This window comes from Streptomyces sp. NPDC001393, assembly GCF_053597455.1.
In genome coordinates this window covers 100,665-116,592 of the sequence record NZ_JBSFIH010000028.1, presented here as the reverse complement: position 1 = coordinate 116,592, position 15,928 = coordinate 100,665, and the positions used below count along the sequence as shown (strand labels likewise).

General features: G+C 70.2%; 16 protein-coding genes and 5 pseudogenes. 11 read left to right on the top strand and 10 right to left on the bottom strand.

Going from position 1 to position 15,928, the window contains the following annotated elements; genetic code table 11:
* The 3 genes and pseudogenes from ACWC2T_RS27260 to ACWC2T_RS27250 form a co-directional block, all read left to right on the top strand.
* Positions 1-244: pseudogene (locus tag ACWC2T_RS27260) on the top strand (transposase); the annotation flags it as partial.
* Positions 245-311: 67 nt separating this feature from the next.
* Positions 312-611, top strand: a complete 300-nt coding sequence (locus ACWC2T_RS27255; protein WP_450672989.1) for a transposase — start codon at positions 312-314, stop codon at positions 609-611.
* The gene (locus ACWC2T_RS27250) at positions 608-1,495 is read left to right on the top strand and encodes an IS3 family transposase (protein ID WP_450672988.1); all 888 of its coding nucleotides are present in this window, start codon (positions 608-610) and stop codon (positions 1,493-1,495) included. The genes ACWC2T_RS27255 and ACWC2T_RS27250 overlap by 4 nt, the downstream gene beginning before the upstream one ends.
* Positions 1,496-1,530: 35 nt before the next feature.
* Here the strand turns inward: ACWC2T_RS27250 and ACWC2T_RS27245 are convergent.
* Positions 1,531-2,268 (bottom strand): annotated as a pseudogene (locus ACWC2T_RS27245) (SLC13 family permease); the annotation flags it as partial.
* 371 nt (positions 2,269-2,639) lie between these two features.
* Here ACWC2T_RS27245 and ACWC2T_RS27240 point away from each other — a divergent pair.
* From ACWC2T_RS27240 to ACWC2T_RS27225, 4 genes and pseudogenes are all read left to right on the top strand, one after another.
* Positions 2,640-3,197 (top strand): hypothetical protein, encoded by a 558-nt coding sequence (locus ACWC2T_RS27240; protein WP_450672987.1) that lies wholly within the window; start codon positions 2,640-2,642, stop codon positions 3,195-3,197.
* 36 nt (positions 3,198-3,233) lie between these two features.
* On the top strand, positions 3,234-3,722 hold the full coding sequence (locus ACWC2T_RS27235; protein WP_450672986.1) for a hypothetical protein: 489 nt from the start codon (positions 3,234-3,236) through the stop codon (positions 3,720-3,722).
* 102 nt (positions 3,723-3,824) lie between these two features.
* Positions 3,825-3,980 (top strand): DUF6131 family protein, encoded by a 156-nt coding sequence (locus ACWC2T_RS27230; protein ID WP_450672985.1) that lies wholly within the window; start codon positions 3,825-3,827, stop codon positions 3,978-3,980.
* A 324-nt stretch (positions 3,981-4,304) separates the two neighbouring features.
* Positions 4,305-4,979 (top strand): annotated as a pseudogene (locus ACWC2T_RS27225) (L-threonylcarbamoyladenylate synthase); the annotation flags it as partial.
* Between the two features lie 303 nt (positions 4,980-5,282).
* Here ACWC2T_RS27225 and ACWC2T_RS27220 read toward each other — a convergent pair.
* Positions 5,283-5,924 (bottom strand): carbonic anhydrase, encoded by a 642-nt coding sequence (locus tag ACWC2T_RS27220; protein WP_450672984.1) that lies wholly within the window; start codon positions 5,922-5,924, stop codon positions 5,283-5,285.
* A gap of 38 nt (positions 5,925-5,962) precedes the next feature.
* Here ACWC2T_RS27220 and ACWC2T_RS27215 point away from each other — a divergent pair, with 38 nt between their 5' ends.
* Positions 5,963-6,178, top strand: coding sequence for a hypothetical protein (locus tag ACWC2T_RS27215; RefSeq protein ID WP_450672983.1), 216 nt, complete (start codon positions 5,963-5,965; stop codon positions 6,176-6,178).
* Between the two features lie 257 nt (positions 6,179-6,435).
* Here ACWC2T_RS27215 and ACWC2T_RS27210 read toward each other — a convergent pair whose 3' ends face one another.
* The 6 genes and pseudogenes from ACWC2T_RS27210 to ACWC2T_RS27185 all read right to left on the bottom strand — a co-directional run bounded on the left by ACWC2T_RS27210 (position 6,436) and on the right by ACWC2T_RS27185 (position 10,114).
* Positions 6,436-6,831 carry a hypothetical protein gene (locus ACWC2T_RS27210; protein ID WP_450672982.1) on the bottom strand — a complete coding sequence of 132 codons (396 nt, stop codon included), beginning with the start codon at positions 6,829-6,831 and terminating at the stop codon, positions 6,436-6,438.
* A gap of 258 nt (positions 6,832-7,089) precedes the next feature.
* Positions 7,090-7,365: a hypothetical protein gene (locus tag ACWC2T_RS27205; protein ID WP_450672981.1), complete on the bottom strand. Its 276-nt coding sequence runs from the start codon at positions 7,363-7,365 to the stop codon at positions 7,090-7,092.
* Positions 7,366-7,403: 38 nt separating this feature from the next.
* Positions 7,404-8,054: a recombinase family protein gene (locus ACWC2T_RS27200; RefSeq protein WP_450672994.1), complete on the bottom strand. Its 651-nt coding sequence runs from the start codon at positions 8,052-8,054 to the stop codon at positions 7,404-7,406.
* Between the two features lie 27 nt (positions 8,055-8,081).
* Positions 8,082-8,312: pseudogene (locus tag ACWC2T_RS27195) on the bottom strand (zinc finger domain-containing protein); the annotation flags it as partial.
* A gap of 61 nt (positions 8,313-8,373) precedes the next feature.
* Positions 8,374-9,039 (bottom strand): ABC transporter permease, encoded by a 666-nt coding sequence (locus ACWC2T_RS27190; protein WP_450672980.1) that lies wholly within the window; start codon positions 9,037-9,039, stop codon positions 8,374-8,376.
* A gap of 154 nt (positions 9,040-9,193) precedes the next feature.
* Positions 9,194-10,114 carry an ATP-binding cassette domain-containing protein gene (locus ACWC2T_RS27185; RefSeq protein WP_450672979.1) on the bottom strand — a complete coding sequence of 307 codons (921 nt, stop codon included), beginning with the start codon at positions 10,112-10,114 and terminating at the stop codon, positions 9,194-9,196.
* 211 nt (positions 10,115-10,325) lie between these two features.
* On the opposite strand from ACWC2T_RS27185, the gene ACWC2T_RS27180 reads away from it, so the two are divergent.
* The gene (locus ACWC2T_RS27180; protein WP_450672978.1) at positions 10,326-11,501 is read left to right on the top strand and encodes a sensor histidine kinase; all 1,176 of its coding nucleotides are present in this window, start codon (positions 10,326-10,328) and stop codon (positions 11,499-11,501) included.
* The gene (locus ACWC2T_RS27175; protein ID WP_450672977.1) at positions 11,498-12,160 is read left to right on the top strand and encodes a response regulator; all 663 of its coding nucleotides are present in this window, start codon (positions 11,498-11,500) and stop codon (positions 12,158-12,160) included. The genes ACWC2T_RS27180 and ACWC2T_RS27175 overlap by 4 nt, the downstream gene beginning before the upstream one ends.
* Positions 12,161-12,439: 279 nt before the next feature.
* On the opposite strand, the gene ACWC2T_RS27170 is transcribed toward ACWC2T_RS27175, so the two are convergent.
* Entirely contained in the window at positions 12,440-13,117 is a 678-nt protein-coding gene (locus ACWC2T_RS27170; RefSeq protein ID WP_450672976.1) for an HAD family hydrolase, read from the bottom strand.
* A gap of 56 nt (positions 13,118-13,173) precedes the next feature.
* Positions 13,174-13,278, bottom strand: a pseudogene (locus ACWC2T_RS27165) (UTP--glucose-1-phosphate uridylyltransferase); the annotation flags it as partial.
* Between the two features lie 318 nt (positions 13,279-13,596).
* On the opposite strand from ACWC2T_RS27165, the gene ACWC2T_RS27160 reads away from it, so the two are divergent.
* Positions 13,597-15,555: an RICIN domain-containing protein gene (locus tag ACWC2T_RS27160; RefSeq protein ID WP_450672975.1), complete on the top strand. Its 1,959-nt coding sequence runs from the start codon at positions 13,597-13,599 to the stop codon at positions 15,553-15,555.
* Positions 15,556-15,928 lie beyond the last annotated feature (373 nt).

The window sequence follows — 15,928 nt, the reverse complement described above, 5'->3', positions numbered from 1 at the left end:
AGGCAGCGGCAACTCCCGTAACGGCACCCGGGCCAAGACCGTGCTGACCGACGTCGGCCCGGTCGAGGTGAAGGTGCCCCGCGACACCGCCGGCACCTTCGAACCGCAGATCGTGCGCAAGCGGCAGCGCCGCCTGACCGGCGTTGATGAGATGGTGCTGTCGCTGTCCGCGAAGGGCCTTACCCACGGAGAGATATCGGCGCATCTGGCCGAGGTGTACGGCGCCGAGGTGTCCAAGCAGACCTGAAGCTTCCCCTTGATCGTGGACACCTGGAGACTGGGACCTGAGGTTCCAGAGGAAGTAGCACCAGGTGGGAAGCAAGTACACGAAGCGGTACACCGAGGAGTTCAAGCGGGACGCGATCGCGCTCGTCGACTCCTCGGGCAAGACGGTCACCGCGGTGGCGAGGGAGCTCGGCATCAGCTCGGAGTCCTTGCGCGGCTGGTACCGCAAGGCCAAGGCCGACCGGGCCGAGGGTCACAGCGGCGAGCTGACCAGCGCCGAGCGCGAGGAACTGCGGCGGCTGCGCAAGGAGAACCGCGAACAGCAGCAGACGATCGAGATCCTGAAAAAAGCGACCGCCTTCTTCGTGAAGGAGAACGACCGGTGAGCGAGTTGTACCGGTTTATCCATGCGGAGAAGGCGAACTACCCGATCACCCTGCTGTGCCGGGTGCTCCACGTGGCCCGCTCCTCCTACTACGCCTGGCGCGAGGGCGAAGCCGCCCGCCGCAGGCGCCAAGCCGCCGACGAGGCACTCGCGCACGAGATCACCGTGCTGCACCTCGCCTCCCGCCGTACCTACGGTGTCCCGCGTATCCACGCCGAGCTGCGCCGCCTCGGGCGGCGGGTGAACCGCAAGCGCATAGCCCGCGTGATGCGCGAGCACGACATCCGCGGTGTTACCCGCCGCAAGCACCGCTCGCTGACCCGGCCGGACAAGAGGGCGAAGCCGGCCCCGGACCTGATCGGCCGCGACTTTCACGCCGGTACGCCCGGAACCAAACTGGCCGGCGACATCACCTTCCTGCCCACCGCCGAGGGCTGGCTCTACCTCGCCTGCTGGCTGGACCTGGCCACCCGCGAGGTCGTCGGCTATGCCATGGCTGATCACCACCGTGCCGAACTCGTCGTCGACGCCCTGGACATGGCCCACGGCCGGGGCCACCTGCAGCCCGGCTGCGTGATCCACAGTGATCGCGGAAGCGAGTACACATCGACCCAATTCCAACATCGAATAAGGGAGTTGGGGCTGCGGCAGAGCTGCGGGCGCACCGGATCATGCTTCGACAACGCCGCTGCCGAGAGTTTTTGGGCACTCCTCAAGGAAGAGATCGGCACTCGTGTCTGGCCCGACCGAGCCACCGGCCGCGCCGAGGTCTTCGCCTTCATCGAGACGTTCTACAACCGCCGTCGCCTGCGCAAACACAAGGTCTTCGGCTACCTCACCCGAGCGGAGACCCGGCAACGACAACAGCACGCCCTCGCGGCATAACGAACGAGTGTCCGAGATCACGGGGAAACTTCACAGGCGGGGTTGACCCCGACCGCGGACGTCAGAACGAACCCGGCCAGCGTGCATGCCACGGTGGCCAGCGCGAATACCGGCACCTCGCGCGGTTCGGCGGTAGCCGGGGCCGTGGCGCCGGCGTCCAGGTCGGTGGTGAAGAACCGGCGGAAGAAGCTGTACTCGACGGCGATGGCCACCAGCCAGGGCAGGGCCATCAGGGGGGCGAACCGGGTGAAGCTCAGCCCGCTGGCGGCGAACGCCAGCAGGTTGGTCAGGTTGGAGACCGGCAGCAGCAACGACGCGGTGTTCGACAGGTGGGTACAGGCGTACACGTGCGGCCGGGACCGGGCCCCGAGCCGGGCGGCGGTGGCGAACACCACCGGGGTCAGCAGCACGATGGTGGCGTCCAGGCTGAGCACCGCGGTGATCACCGAGGCGAGGGCAAAGACCTGTATCAGCAGGCGGCGCGGCCGGCCCGCCGCGGTGCGGGCCATCCACGCCCCGCATGCGTGGAACAGGCCCTCGTCGTCGCACAGCTGGGCCAGGACCAGCACGGCGGCCAGGAACCCGATCACCGGCCCCAGCCGGGCGGCCTCGTCAGCCGCGTGGGCCAGCGGGATCGCCCCGATGGCGATGGCGACACCGGCGGCCGGGACCGCGACGACGGCCTCCGGCCAGCCGAACGGGCGGATGACCGCGCATGCCAGCACGACCGCAAGAAGAACGGCGGATAGGGCCTCCGCCAGCGCAGTACTCACCGCGCTATCTTCTCCGGTCGGGCGGTTCGGCGACCGGGGCGTCGGCCGGGAAGTCGCCGTGGTTCGGCTTCGGCTGACCCCGCGCTGAAGCCCCGCCAAGACGCCCACGGGGTGACCATGCCAGCCTGCGCCTGACCGAACCAGTCGGAACACCACAAGACCGAGCACCCGCACCCACGCCTCACCAAGCGTGACCCCGGCCGTAGGCGCTGGGGCCCTCGGGCGGCTGGTGGCTGGTGTGTGCACGGTGCCAAGGATGCTGCGGATGCGGGACATGGCGTGGACGGCATGGCTCCGGGCGAAGAGCTGGAGTGAATCCCGTAAAACGGGAAACGTGGGATTTATCGGATATTCGGTAGGAGGTCGGCCCGATGTCTACCGGCACGCTTCTGGCGATCGTCATCCCCGTCGCGGTGGTCGTTGTACTGATCGCCGCAGGTTTGGTTCTCTTCTCTCGGCACCGTTCCCTGCGCAAGCGCTACGGGCCCGAGTACGAACGCACGGTCGACGGCGCCGACAGCCGGCTCGCCGCCGAACGCGAACTCAGCGCACGCGAGAAGCGCCACGACAAGCTCGACATCAAGCCCCTGCCCGACCGTCTCCGCGAGCGCTACACACGGGACTGGGACCACGTGCAGCACGAGTTCGTGGACCGGCCGGAGGACGCCGTCCACGACGCGGACCGCCTGGTCACCTCACTGATGCACGACCGCGGCTACCCCACCGACAGCTACGACCAGCAGCTGAAGGATCTCTCCGTGGAGCACAGCCGCACCCTCGACCACTACCGCACCGCCCACGAGATCGACACGCTCAGCGCCAGCCACAAGGCCACCACGGAACAGCTGCGCAGCGCCATGGTGCACTACCGGGCACTGTTCGACGAACTGCTCTCCGACGGCGGCCAGACCCGCCACGCCCCGGCCTGACCCCCGAACAAGCAGGGCCGACGACACGGAGGAGATATGCAACGCGACGACGCACCCCACACGCCCGACAGCGGCCTGTCCACAGAGGAACTCGCCAAGTCCCCCGACACCAACGCAGAACCAGGCGCCCCGCTCTACCCAGGAGAGGGTGAGAGCGCCGAGAGCACGGATACTGCCGACGACATCGCCTCCTGCAGCACGCAAACCGCTGCCGCGGACAAGACGGCGGGAGCACGGACCGAGGACGCGGACGAGATGCCGCAGCTGCTGACGGCAGAGGACCAGGCGAGTTTCCGCGAACGCTGGGAGAAGATCCAGAACACCTTCGTCGATGACCCCCGCGAAGCGGTCCAGGCCGCGGACAGCCTGGTCGCCAGCGTCATGCAAACCCTCGCCACAACATTCGACGAACACAAGAAGACGCTCGAAGGCCAATGGAGCCAAGGCGGACAGGTCGACACCGAGGCCCTGCGCACGGCCCTGCGCCACTACCGCTCGTTCTTCAACCGCCTGCTCACCACCTGAAACCCGACCCGCGAAACGGGACGAAAACACAGCCCAGGCGATCGCCGCCGGCCTGCCCGTCATCAGCGGCCGACACACCGGCCGGAAAGAAAGAAGTGCGCCATGATCGCGCTTGGCATCATCCTCCTCATCGTCGGATTCCTCCTCCACACCGGCATCCTGTGGACGATCGGCATCATCCTGCTCGTCATCGGACTGATCCTGTTCCTGCTCGGCTCCGTCGGCCACGCCGTTGGCGGCCGCCGCCACTACTGGTAGACGCCATCGGCCGCCTGGAGACTGGCAGCACCTCTCTCCCGACCCCCGCCCGGCCATGCCAGACACCCGGCGACGAGCTGGCCTTTCCCAAGAGCCCACGATGACCCGGCGCAGACGTTCCTCCGCTGGCATCCGAGCAGCCTCCGGGCCCACCTGCACGAGATTGGTGTCCCCCCCGCAACACGGCAGGACCTCCGCGATCCGCCAACTCGTCCTCCAGACCCCGGCCCCCGTCATCGCGAAGGCACTCAGCTACCACGACAGGACAGCCACCACCTGGTCACCGAAGCCGGAGAAACCTGGAGCCGGTACGCCCCCGGCGACGAAGCGACCGGTGGCTTGGAGACGGTGGCGGTGCGCATGCCCGACCATCCCGTCGCACTGGCGCTGCTGTCGGCCTTCGGTGGCGGTGTCACGGCCCCGTCCGCCAACCGCTTCGGCTCGGTCAGCCCGACCACGGCGGACCATGTCCGTGCCGAGCTCGGCGGTGGGGTCGACTTCGTCCTGGACGGCGGCTCCTGCACGGTCGGCGTCGAGTCGACCATCGTCGACGTCACGGGTAACGTCCCGAGCATTCTTCGGCCGGGCGGGGTGACGCGCGAGGACCTCGAAGCGGTGCTGGGGTGCCCGCTCGGGGTCCTCTCGACGAGCCGCGTCCGGGTGCCGGGGCAGCATCCGTCGCACTACGCGCCGCGGGCGCGGGTCGTCCTCGTCGAGCCGGAGAAGGTCGTCGGCGAGGCGGAGCTGGCGCAGGAGCTGGGGCACCGGGTGGGCGTCTTTCTGCCTGCGTCCTTCGCCGATGCTGCGGTGAAGGTGCACGCCGTGGTGCAGGTCCCCGGTTCGATGGCTGCCTATGCGCGCGGGCTGTACGGGTTCCTGCGTGAACTCGACGAGCAGGGGTGCGACCTCATCGTGGCCTCATTGCCGGTGGAGGAGGGACTGGGCCTGGCGATTGCCAACCGGCTCCGCCGCGCCGCGGGTCCCCGGCCCGCCGTGTGACCGACACCGACGCTGTTCCCTTTACCGCTCCCGGAGACGGGGGCCGGGCGGATACGTGACGGGTTCGGCTGAGCGGCCACTGCTCTGGCAGGCCGGGCACAGCTCGTGCCGCCAGTCGTCGGTGACGACCGTTCCCCATCCCCGGCACACCTCGCAGCCCGCGGCCCGCGCCAGGTCGGCGCGGGAGCCATCGGAGTGCCCTCCCGTGGATGATCAAGCGGTGCACCCGATGGGTTCCTCATCCACGTATACGAGGGTCCTGTGGCCGCGGCAATTCACGCTGAGCAGTGACAGCGGGGGCGGTCAGAACGCGGCGGGGACTGTGGCGTCGAGGCCGCGGGCGGCGACGAGTTGTGCGCTGCCGTCGGCGAGGCGGTAGCGCAGGCCCACCACGGCGGCCTGCCCGGCGGCGACCTTGTCGGCGAGGACCCGGGAGCGGTCCAGGAGCAGGTCGGCGGTGTGCCTTATGTGCTCGGCGAGGATCTGGTCGGGTTCGACCTGTCCGGCGGCCCGCGCGGCCAGCACGCTGGGGGTCACCCGCTCGACGACGTCCCGGACGTACCCGGCCGGTGTCATGCCGTTCTCCAGGGCGGCGCAGGCGGCGCCGACCGCGCCGCACGAGTCATGGCCGAGGACCACGACCAGCGGGCAGCCCAGCACGTCCACGCCGAACTCGATGCTGCCCAGCACCTCCGGGCCCATGACGTGGCCCGCGGTGCGCACCACGAACAGGTCGCCCAGGCCGCGGTCGAAGATGATCTCGGCGGCCAGCCGGGAGTCGGAGCACCCGAACAGCACGGCGAAGGGCTGCTGGGACGGGGCGGTCTCGGCGCGGCGGGCGGCGTCCTGGTTGGGGTGCTCGGGGGTACCGGCGACGAAGCGCCGGTTGCCGGCCAGCAGCAGCTCGAAGGCGTCGCGGGGTGTCGGGGTGTGGATCTCGGTCATGGCCGAAGCCTACGAGCCGGATCGTTCGTTGGCAGTGCGTGGATGCTCACAACGGTGATGCGCAGCCCTCTGCGGCCTCGCTGGAGGTGTACTGGCTCTCGCCCTGGTCGGACGGTCACACCGATGCCGACGTGCAGGGACGCGCGACGGACCGGCTGGCGTCGTGGGACGGACGGGCGGTGATAGTCGCCATCGCGGTGACCACCGTGATCCTCGCGGTGGTGTCCGGCGTGTTGCGTGACCTGCCCAGGTGAGCGTGTATGTGCTGTTCGGGGAACTGGTGGTGCGCAGCTGGCGTGCCGCAGCCGGCCGGCCACCGGATGGGCCGCAGGATGACCGCCCGGACGGGCGGTGTGGCGGGCTCGATTCTCCGGCGGCGCCTGCGCATCCGTCGGATTGTGCGGATCCTGCGGGACCGCCCGCCCGGCTGGTCCGTTCTCCCGGCGGTGCAGCCGCCCCGTGCCCCTGCGCCTCGTGCACACGGGTGCGGGCCGTGGGAGTTGCGTGCGCGTCAGGGTGCGGGAGGGACGGCGCGGGCCAGGGGTTCCAGGTTGCCGTAGAGGGCGGCGTGGAGTGCGGCGGCGAGTTCACGGGCGCGTTCTTCGTTGGGCACGCCGTGCATCATGAAGTAGACCGGCCCTGTGTAGGCGTCCAGGTCGACCTCGTGGCCGTGGACCAGGCGGGTGATCGCGTCCCGGATTGCCTCGTTGACGGTATTGGCGACCGCGTGGCCGGCGCCGGCGGTGAGGGTGTCCGCCTTCACGGTCCACCGCTGCCGCTTCTCGGATTCGATGGCGACGAATACGGCGTTGTGCGCCATGGCGTTGCGGTAGACGTCGTGGAAGGCGTCGGTGCCTGTGGCGTCCGGGATGAGGTGCGCGGGGCAGGGAACCGGCAGAGGCTGCACCAGGGCATTCTGCCAACAGGTGAGATCTCTGCGCACCCGCCACGCGATGGCGGGTCAGGTTGAGTGATCAGCAGATGGCTGGGGCGCTGTGGCCTGCGGTGGTGCCGGCGAGCGTGCGCCGCCTTCACACCTCGCCGGCCCGATGACGTGCCCTTGGATGCCGGGCGGACGCGGGTGCAGGCTCGGGTCACCCGTGGACGGTGCCGGCCTCATACAGGCCCCGGACTCCTACCTCTGTCCCCAGGGGCGGCATCGGGATCACGAATCCTCCCCTTCGGCTCGGGCCTGCGCCAGCAGCGCCGCCGCCACGACGTCGTCTGTCCCGTCCCCGCTGGGTTCAACGAGCGTGTCCACCACGTCGCCGACGGCAGGGCCGAGGACCTGCCGGGTGAGGCGTTCCAACAGCTCGGGGTCGGTGCCGCTGCCGGGACCGGTGAGGTCCACCCGCATCGGCCGGCGCGGAGCGAACACCTCCGGCCCGGCTGGTGCCTCACTCGCCTGCGCTTCGGCGAGCGCGCGGTAGACCGAGGCCACCGAGGGATGGTGGCCTGCGTTCTTGCCCGTCTTGATGGTCAGCTTCTTCGCGATCTCGGGGACGGGACGCCGCGGTCCTTCAGCGCGCGGGCGAAGAGGAGCATGTCGTCGTCGATGACCTTCGGCCGCCCGCCGTGGTTGCCCTTGGCCGCCGCGGTCGCCTGGCCCTCCAGGGTCTTCTCGCGGATGTAGTTGCGCTCGATCTGGGCCGCGGCGGCCAGGACGGCGAAGAACATCGCGCCCATGCCGTTGGGGTCGTAGATGCCGCTGAGCGGTCCGGTGAGGAGTTCGAGGTGGACGCTGGCGGCCTGGAGCTGGCCGGACAGGGGCATCAGCTCGGCGGCGTTGCGGCCGAGGCGCTTGAGTTCGTGGACGGTGAGGTTGGCCTCCTGGTTGGGGGCGGCCTCCTTGATGTCGTACGCGAGCTTGAGCGCCTTCTCCAGTTCGGGCCGGACCTTGACCCGGGTGGAGATCTTCTCTCTGAAGATCCGCTTGCAGACCGGTGCGAGCGCGTCGGGCTGGGAGGCGAGTTCCTGCTGGGCGGTCGAGCAGCGCGCGTACCCGATCCGGATCGGCTTGGACGCCGCGGCAGCAGGCAGAGCATCGACGGGCGGGCCCGGCTTCCAGGGCCGCCCCGGGCCGCGGTCCTCCGGCACGGGGACGTCGAGTTCCTCGCGGAGCGCGGGCACGAGGATGAAGCGGGCGGTGTGGTACTTCGTCGCGCGTCTCCCGGCGCGGGTGCGGCAGGGACTGCCGACCGGGGCTTCACACTTCGGACAGTCGTTTCGCTCTACCGCGATTGGGGCTTGATGGGGCGTCAGGTCACCCCAGAAGTCTGTCAGAACTGTCTCGCACAACGCCGGGGTTTTGGGAGGACTTCTGCGAACGGCGACCTGCGGATTCGTGATCACTTCCGGTGCTCTCGCAGAACTCTCGCAACCGGTCATTTGTGAGAGCCCGTCACCAAGGCTGTGACGAGCTACCGGGACCTCGCCCTTGGGGGCGCACTCACACGTCGCGGCGTTTCACGACGAGAACGGCGAGTGCGACCGTGATCAGCGGCCAGAGCGTGTACACGATCCAGGAGCCGGGGACCGTGGCGGTGTAGCCCAAGGATCCGGGGTCCGGCCCCCAGGTTTGGATCAGGCGGTTCCAGGCGGCCGACACCAGTGCGTGTTTGATGTCCGCCGACCAGCGGCTGCTCTCCGAGAACATGGGGGGCAGCATCACCTGGGTGAAGACACTGGTGATCATGGTCCCGGCGGCATGCCGGAGCAGAACACCGAGACCCAGACCGACCAGGGCGCAGACCGGAGCCAGCAACGCGGATGCCACCAGCGCCCGGAACACACCGGGGTGGGTGATCGGAAGGTCAGCGTGGTGCCCGTCCAGGATGGCCTGGGAGACCAGGAAGGAACCGGTGGAGGCGGCCGTGCCGACCGCGGTCCACAGTGCGGCGGTGACGGCTGCCTTGGCCAGCACGATCGAGCCGCGGGCCGGGACGGCCACGGTGGTGGTGCGGATCAGCCCGCTGCTGTATTCGCTCACGACGGCGAGGGCGCCGATGCTGCTGGCGACGAGGATCAGCGTCCAGTAGCCGGCCGGCGGATAGGCGTCGTAGGGCCGGAAGTCAGCGGGGCCGGAGGGCGCGGCTTTGTCCGCCAGCGTGGCCACGGCGGTGGACCCGATGACGAACAGGAGGGTGAGTGCGATCGTCCACGGTGTGGACCGCAGGGACCGTGTCTTGGTCCACTCGGCGGCGAGCAGGTCGCGGAAGCGGGCGGGCGGCGCGGTGACGGAGGTGGCCCGGCGGGCGGAGTGAGCGTGATCATCGGGGCTGTCCTGCCTGGTATTCGGTGCTGTCGGCGGTGAGTTCCATGAAGGCCGCCTCCAGTGAGGCGGTGCGGGTGGTCAGCTCGTTCAGCTGGATACCGTTGTCGAAGGCGAGCGCCCCGATCCGGTCGGCCGGGAGCCCGGTCACGGCGAGTTTCTCCACGCCGGTCGAGCCCTCCGGCTCGACCGAGGCGCCCGCCGCGGTCAGTACGGCTGCCAGCTCGGCGGCCTGCGGTGTCCCCACCACAAGGCTGCTACGGGTGCTACGGGCCGCGAAGTCCCGTACCGACTCGGCGGCGATGAGGCGGCCCCGGCCGATGACGACCAGCTGGTCGGCGGTGTTCTCCATCTCCGACATCAGGTGGCTGGAGACGAAGACCGTGCGTCCCTCGGCGGCCAGGCACCGGAAGAGCCGGCGTACCCAGAGCACGCCCTCCGGGTCCATGCCGTTGATCGGCTCGTCGAACATGAGCACAGGCGGGTCGCCGAGCAAGGCGGTGGCGATGCCGAGCCGCTGCTTCATGCCGAGGGAGAATCCGCTGATGCGGCGGTTCGACACCTCGGCCAGCCCCACCTCATGAAGCACCTCGCCCACCCGGCGCCGCGGGATGCTGTTGCTGCGGGCCAGAGCGGACAGGTGGGCCGCAGCGCTGCGTCCGCCGTGAACCTGTCCGGCGTCGAGGAGGGCGCCGACGTGCCGCAGTCCGCGCGGGTGGCGGTGGAACAGGACTCCGCTGACGGTGGCGGAGCCGGTGGTTGGCGCGTCCAGGCCGAGGATCATCCGCAGGGTGGTGGACTTGCCGGCTCCGTTTGGGCCGAGGAATCCGGTGACCTGGCCCGGCCGCACGGTGAAGGACAGATGCTCGACGGCCGTCTTGCTGCCGTAGCGCTTGGTGAGTTCGCTGACTTCGATCACGGCATCCCCACACTGCCGAGAGGAGCCCTGTCCGGGCATGGGGCCGTGGGCGGCAATCATGCGGCCGGATTGAACCGTGGGCGTACGTCCCCGGGCTGATGCCACGCTGCTGGTGGTCCAGTTAGTCTCGCGGCGTGAACCCCATGACGACCATCCCGTTGCCTGCGCGCGTCGCGCACCCCGGCCTTGTTCCCAGGAGGGGACACCGCCGATGACGAGAACCAAGGCCATGGCCTGGGCGGGGGGTGCCTCCTACCTCCTCGTGGTGGGTCTGCTGGTGGGGGCCGCACCGCGGGCGTCGGGCACGGTCCACGGTGTCGGGGCGCTGCTGGCTGTGAGCCTGCTCGCCGGTGTGGTGCGACGGATGCCGCTGCTGGCTCTGGTCATGGCACTCTTCGGATCCACTGCTGTGGTGGTGGGCCCCCCGAGTTACGGCCATGAGAACCGGGCGGCGTCATATCAGGGCCAGTTCCTGTCGTATCTGGCGGTGGACCTCGTTTTGGGCCTCATCGTCGCCACTTGCGCACGGCGCACTTCGACTGCTGCTGTGGCCGCGTCTTTCACGGTGCAACTCCTGGTGATCAGCGTCTTCGCGCACGGGAACAGTCTGGCCACCAACGGGCTGATCGCCCTCCTGGCGTTGGCCGCATCCTGCATGACCGGTCTGCTGAGCCGCGAGCGCCGCGAGCACGCAGTGGCGCTGCGGACACAGCAGGTGGCCGAGGCCGTGACCGCCGAACGGCTGCGCATCGCACGGGAGCTGCACGACATGGTCGCGCACAGCATCGGCATCATCGCGATCCAGGCCGGTGTGGGCAGCCGGGTCATCCAGACCCAGCAGGCCGAGGCGCACGAGGCCCTGCGCGCCATCGAGGCCACCAGCAGAGAGACCCTCTCGGGACTCCGGCGCACGCTGGTGTCACTCCGTCAGGCCGACCCAGGCGCGACCACCTCGGAGCAGTCACAGCTCGCACCCACGCCGGGGCTGGCGGACATCGAACGGCTGGCGGCAGCGACCGCGGGCGCAGGGGTACGCGTCGACGTGCGCTGCACCGGACAGCAGCGTCCCGTGCCGGCTGACATCGACCTGTCCGCCTACCGCATCGTGCAGGAGGCGCTGACCAACGTGGTCCGACACGCGGGTACCGGGCGTTGCCGGGTGGCCATCGACTACGGAGACGAGGAGCTGTCCGTGGAGGTCCTCGACCACGGGCACGGCGCCACCAAGGACGGCTTGGCCCACGGCTTCGGCCTCATCGGAATGCGGGAACGGGTCGGTCTGCTGGGCGGCCACCTCAGCGCCGGGCCACGCCCTGAGGGCGGCTTCCGGGTGGCGGCCCGGCTGCCGCTGCCCGCGTCCGCCCGAGTTCCGGCGGGGGCCCGATGACCGTCCGTGTGGTGCTCGCCGACGACCAGCCTTTGGTTCGGTCCGGTCTACGTGTGATCATGGCCGATCACCCAGATCTGGAGGTCGTCGGTGAAGCCGCCACCGGCGCTGAGGCCGTCCAACTGGTCAGGGATGCCAGCCCCGACGTCGTGGTCATGGACATCCGGATGCCCGGCATGGACGGGATCGAGGCCACCCGCCTGATCACTGCCGATTCGGCAACCACACGCGTCCTCGTCCTGACCACCTTCGACGAGGACGACCATGTCTACGGCGCGCTCCGGGCCGGCGCGAGCGGCTTCGTGGTCAAGGACATGGCGCTGGACGACATCCTCGCGGCGATCCGCGTGGTCGCCGCCGGCGACGCACTGATCGCGCCGGGCGTGACGCGCCGTCTGATCGCGGACTTCATCGGCCGCCCCGCGGCTGTCCCGGAGCGCTCCCCACGGCCGGTCGAGGGCATCACCGAGCGGGAACGGGAAGTGCTGACCCTGGTCGGACGCGGCCGGTCGAACACCGAGATCGCCGAGGACCTCTTCATCACGGTGGCCACCGCCAAGTCACACGTGTCACGGCTGCTCACCAAACTGGGCGCCCGGGACCGGGTCCAGCTCGTCATCACCGCCTATGAGATGGGGCTCGTCACCCTGCCTCGCTGAAGCATGCAAGTCATACCGCTGGGGCCTGCTCGTCCTCCAACACGCTGAAGTCGACGTCGAGGTCGGTGTCGTAGTCCTCCGGGGTGACCCCTATCTCATGGGTGGAGTAGACGCCGAACCGGTTGACGTGCTCCGTCAGGTAAGGCGAGATCTGAGCCTAGGCCCAGCGGGTCGATGACCCAACCCTCGCCCTGCAACTGCCGCACCACATCGGCGATATCGAGGGTGTTGTGGAAGATCAGCAGGTTGGCGAGCAAAGAGGTGAACGGCGGGCCGTACCTAGAGGTTGCTCCCGGTGACCAGCTTCAACAGACCCTCGGTGTCTGTCAGGTCGGGAACCACAGCGTGCGCACCTGCCGCGCGCAGTTCCTGAGCGGAGCTGCGGCCTGTCGCGACGGCGATGACGCGGACGCCGGTGGCCAGACCGCCCTCGACGTCGGCGGGGGTGTCGCCGATCAGAACGGTCTCCTGGAGCGCGGAGGATGAGCGGGCGAGCGCCAGTTTCACCAGCCCCGGTCGCAGGTCGGCGTCCTCGCCGTAGGCGCCTTCGTCCCACTGGATGTGGGTGTCCAAGCCAAAGACGTTGAGCTTGATCTCGGCGACGGCGCGCACGTTGCCGCTGACCACGGTCTGCCGCACCCCGGCAGCGTCGAGGGCGTCGAGGGCGGCTGCGGCACCGGGCAGGGCGTGCCCCTGCTCGCGCAGTGCGCCGGCGTGCCGGATGTGCTGCGCTGTGAGTGCCGCCGCGAAACGCTCGAAGTCGGCTCGGTCGGCGGTGAGGCCGTGGAGCTTGGCGGTCTCCCGGAAGATCACGGCTTCGGTGATGCCGTCGATCTTTGCTTGTCGGCGCATCGCCTTACCGGTCACTTCCTCGAACGCTGCGGCGGACAGCCTGCGTCCGACTCCGCGCGTGTCGATGAGTGTGTGGTCGATGTCCCACAAGACGAGCTGTGGCATGCGGCGGGCCCTTCCGAACGGAACGTCCAAGCAGATGCGCTGAGTCCCCCAACCGTCTCCTTCGGTGTGGCCTTGGTCGCGGGCAGGAAGCGGGTGCCGAGTCCTGCGGCCGGTACGACCGCCTTGCGGACCGTACGGGCGGAGGCGGGGTCGCTGTGCAGTGGGGGACGATCATGCGGCCCATGCTCGGGGACGCGGATGAGAGTGCGCCCGGAGAAACATGGGAACCGGCTGTGGAAGTGATACCGGCGGTAACTCTTGTGGCTTTAACCGACTTTGAAACCGAGTCATTCGAACTTCTTGTTTCCTGTGAGTCGCGTGTGCGAAGGTGAGCCTTCCTGCGGGAGGGCAAAGGCAGGCGTCGAACGCCCGGGCCGGCCCTTTAGGTATGTACCAGAACCAGGTATGCACCACATCGGCACTGCTTTCCGACAGGACGGCATTCGTGTGCGGTCCTGCGGCTGGAAGGAAATGGTTCCGTGCAGTCCCCCCACCCCCCACGCCCGCCTTATCCGCCGCTGCCCGGTTCGCCCGGGGAGTCCGACCGCACTCTCGCCGCCCGGCTCGGCGGCCCGCACGCCGCCCACCATCACGCCGTGGCCCTGCTGCTGGCGCGCCACTGGCGGGCCGCCCGTGACTACGCCGTCGTCTGTCTGGCCTCCGCAGGTCCCGCGCCGCAGCTCGTGGCCACCGCCGCCTTCCATGAGGTCCTCGGCCGGATGGCGGGCGGAGCGGCCGTGGGCGCACTGCGCCCGCACCTGCTCGTCGCCGTCCGTGACATCGTCCGCGCCTGGGCGGCGGACGACGTGACCTGCGCGACCCTGCCGGAATTGCGCAAACCGGCCGGAGGCCGCGGACTGTGTGCGGCAAAGCCCGGAACGCCGGAAAGGCGACAACTCGCCGAACGCGCGTTCCATGCACTTCCCGGCGCCTCGCAATGCCTTCTGTGGCACACCGAGGTAGAAGCGGAACCCATAAACATACCCGCCGGTCTGCTGGGTATCGACCCGGCCACCGCGGCCACCGCCCTGGAACAGGCGCGCGACCAATTCCGGGCGGGTTGCGTACGCGCCCACCGGGAACTCGCGCCCTCCGCGGAATGCCGCTTCTACAACCGCCTTCTGGACGTGACCGTGCGCCGCGGCGGCGCCCTGCTGCCGGACGTACGACAGCACCTGACGGCCTGCGCGTACTGCCGGCACGCCGCCGACACCTTCGCGCTGTTCGACGGCGGCCTGGGCCTCCTGCTCGCCGAGACCGTGCTCGGCTGGGGCGCCCGCCGCTATCTCGACTCGCGCCCGGGACGCGGCGCCGTCGAGGAGTTGCCGTGCGCACCGGCACCCGTCCCGGTGGCAGCGGGGGCGGGCGGCAGGCACCGCTCCGGGCCCGTCGGCGGCCACCGCACGGCCGTGGTCATCGGCGTCGGACTGGCCTCGCTCGCGCTGCTCGCCACCGTCCTGGCGGTCAGGAGCTGGTCCGATGACAACGGTGTCCCCCAACCGGGCGCCACCTGGGGTGCCCCCGCCGGCCACACCACGCACCCGGGCGGCACCGGCGCCCGGGCCGCCGGCTCCCCCTCCGCCGCCTCGCTCGGTGAAGCCGTCGAGGTGGCCCGCGGCGGCCTGCGCGCACTGGCCTCCGGGCGCTGCCTGGACGTGCGCGGGGACGGCGTGCGGGCAGGTGCCGGTGTCGGACTCGCGCCGTGCTCCTCCGCCGCCTCGCAGCAGTGGTCGTACCAGGCCGACGGACTGCTGCACAGCGTCACCGACCCGTCCCTGTGCCTGGCCGCCGACCCGGGGACGCAGCGCGTCGTGCTGGCCGGATGCGTCGTGCACGCCGGAGAGGTGGCGTACGACATCACCGTGCGCGGCGAGATCCTGCCGCGCCGGCACGAGGGCCTCGCGCTTGCTCCGGGCCCCGGCGACGCGTCCGCCCGTGTCACGCTGGCGCCGCGCGACGGTTCGCCGGAGCAGCGCTGGGTGCTGGAGCCGTGGGCCGACGGGACGGGGCGGCCGTACGCGGCGCCGGGCGCACCGGGTGTTCCCGGCGTACCGGGCGGTCCCGGTGCTCTGAGCGGTCCCGGCGCTCGTGGTGAGGGGTGGGCGCCGAGCGGGGCGGACGCGCCAGGGGATCGGCAGCCGGGGTCCGCCGAGGGTGATGGGTCCTTGAGGGGCGATGGCGGGGGTGGCCCCGCGCACGGAAACACCTCGGGCGGGAAGCCGGAGGGCGCGGGCGGCGGGCCGGGGGAGTGGAGGGTTCCGGGGGAGCCGGGTGAGGTGGACGAGACCCGGATCGCCCAGGTCCGCGCCGGGCACGACGGGCGGCGCACCGGGTCCGTCCCGCTCGCGCGGGCGGTGCGTGCGGCGCACCGGATCCCTCCGCGGGTCGCCATCACGGGCGCCGCCGTACCGGCGACCGTGGGTGCACTGCTCCGCTGACCCGCGGCGCGGGCCGTTCCCCGGAGCCCTGGCCGCGATCGAGCCACCGCGCCGAAGTCATGCGGAATTTACAGACTTCAAGCGGATGTCCTATCGCGTTGCGGCCGGGTGAGTGCGCGGTGAAGTGGGTGGGGACTTTGCCGGGGTTGTGGTGGTGTGGCGCGGGGATCCGGATGGTTTCCCGCCCGCACCGGCCAGGGGAATTGCCGCGTTTTCCGGCTCTTGCGCGGAATTCGACCCGTTGGCCGAATCGATGTCACCGGACGCGAAAAGGGGGCGTCGTTATTGACCCGTGAGTAGGCCGAGGCTAGTTTCCGGTGCCCTCGCACCAGATCGTTCCGCCGCACACCCCCCACCGTGCTGTCTCGCCGAT

Bases quoted from the DNA above. Each gene is read 5' to 3' on its own strand.
- ACWC2T_RS27240 (WP_450672987.1), top strand. From the start codon at position 2,640: ATGTCTACCGGCACGCTTCTGGCGATCGTCATCCCCGTCGCGGTGGTC.
- ACWC2T_RS27235 (WP_450672986.1), top strand. From the start codon at position 3,234: ATGCAACGCGACGACGCACCCCACACGCCCGACAGCGGCCTGTCCACA.
- ACWC2T_RS27230 (WP_450672985.1), top strand. From the start codon at position 3,825: ATGATCGCGCTTGGCATCATCCTCCTCATCGTCGGATTCCTCCTCCAC.
- ACWC2T_RS27220 (WP_450672984.1), bottom strand. From the start codon at position 5,924: ATGACCGAGATCCACACCCCGACACCCCGCGACGCCTTCGAGCTGCTG.
- ACWC2T_RS27180 (WP_450672978.1), top strand. From the start codon at position 10,326: ATGACGAGAACCAAGGCCATGGCCTGGGCGGGGGGTGCCTCCTACCTC.
- ACWC2T_RS27175 (WP_450672977.1), top strand. From the start codon at position 11,498: ATGACCGTCCGTGTGGTGCTCGCCGACGACCAGCCTTTGGTTCGGTCC.
- ACWC2T_RS27170 (WP_450672976.1), bottom strand. From the start codon at position 13,117: ATGCCACAGCTCGTCTTGTGGGACATCGACCACACACTCATCGACACG.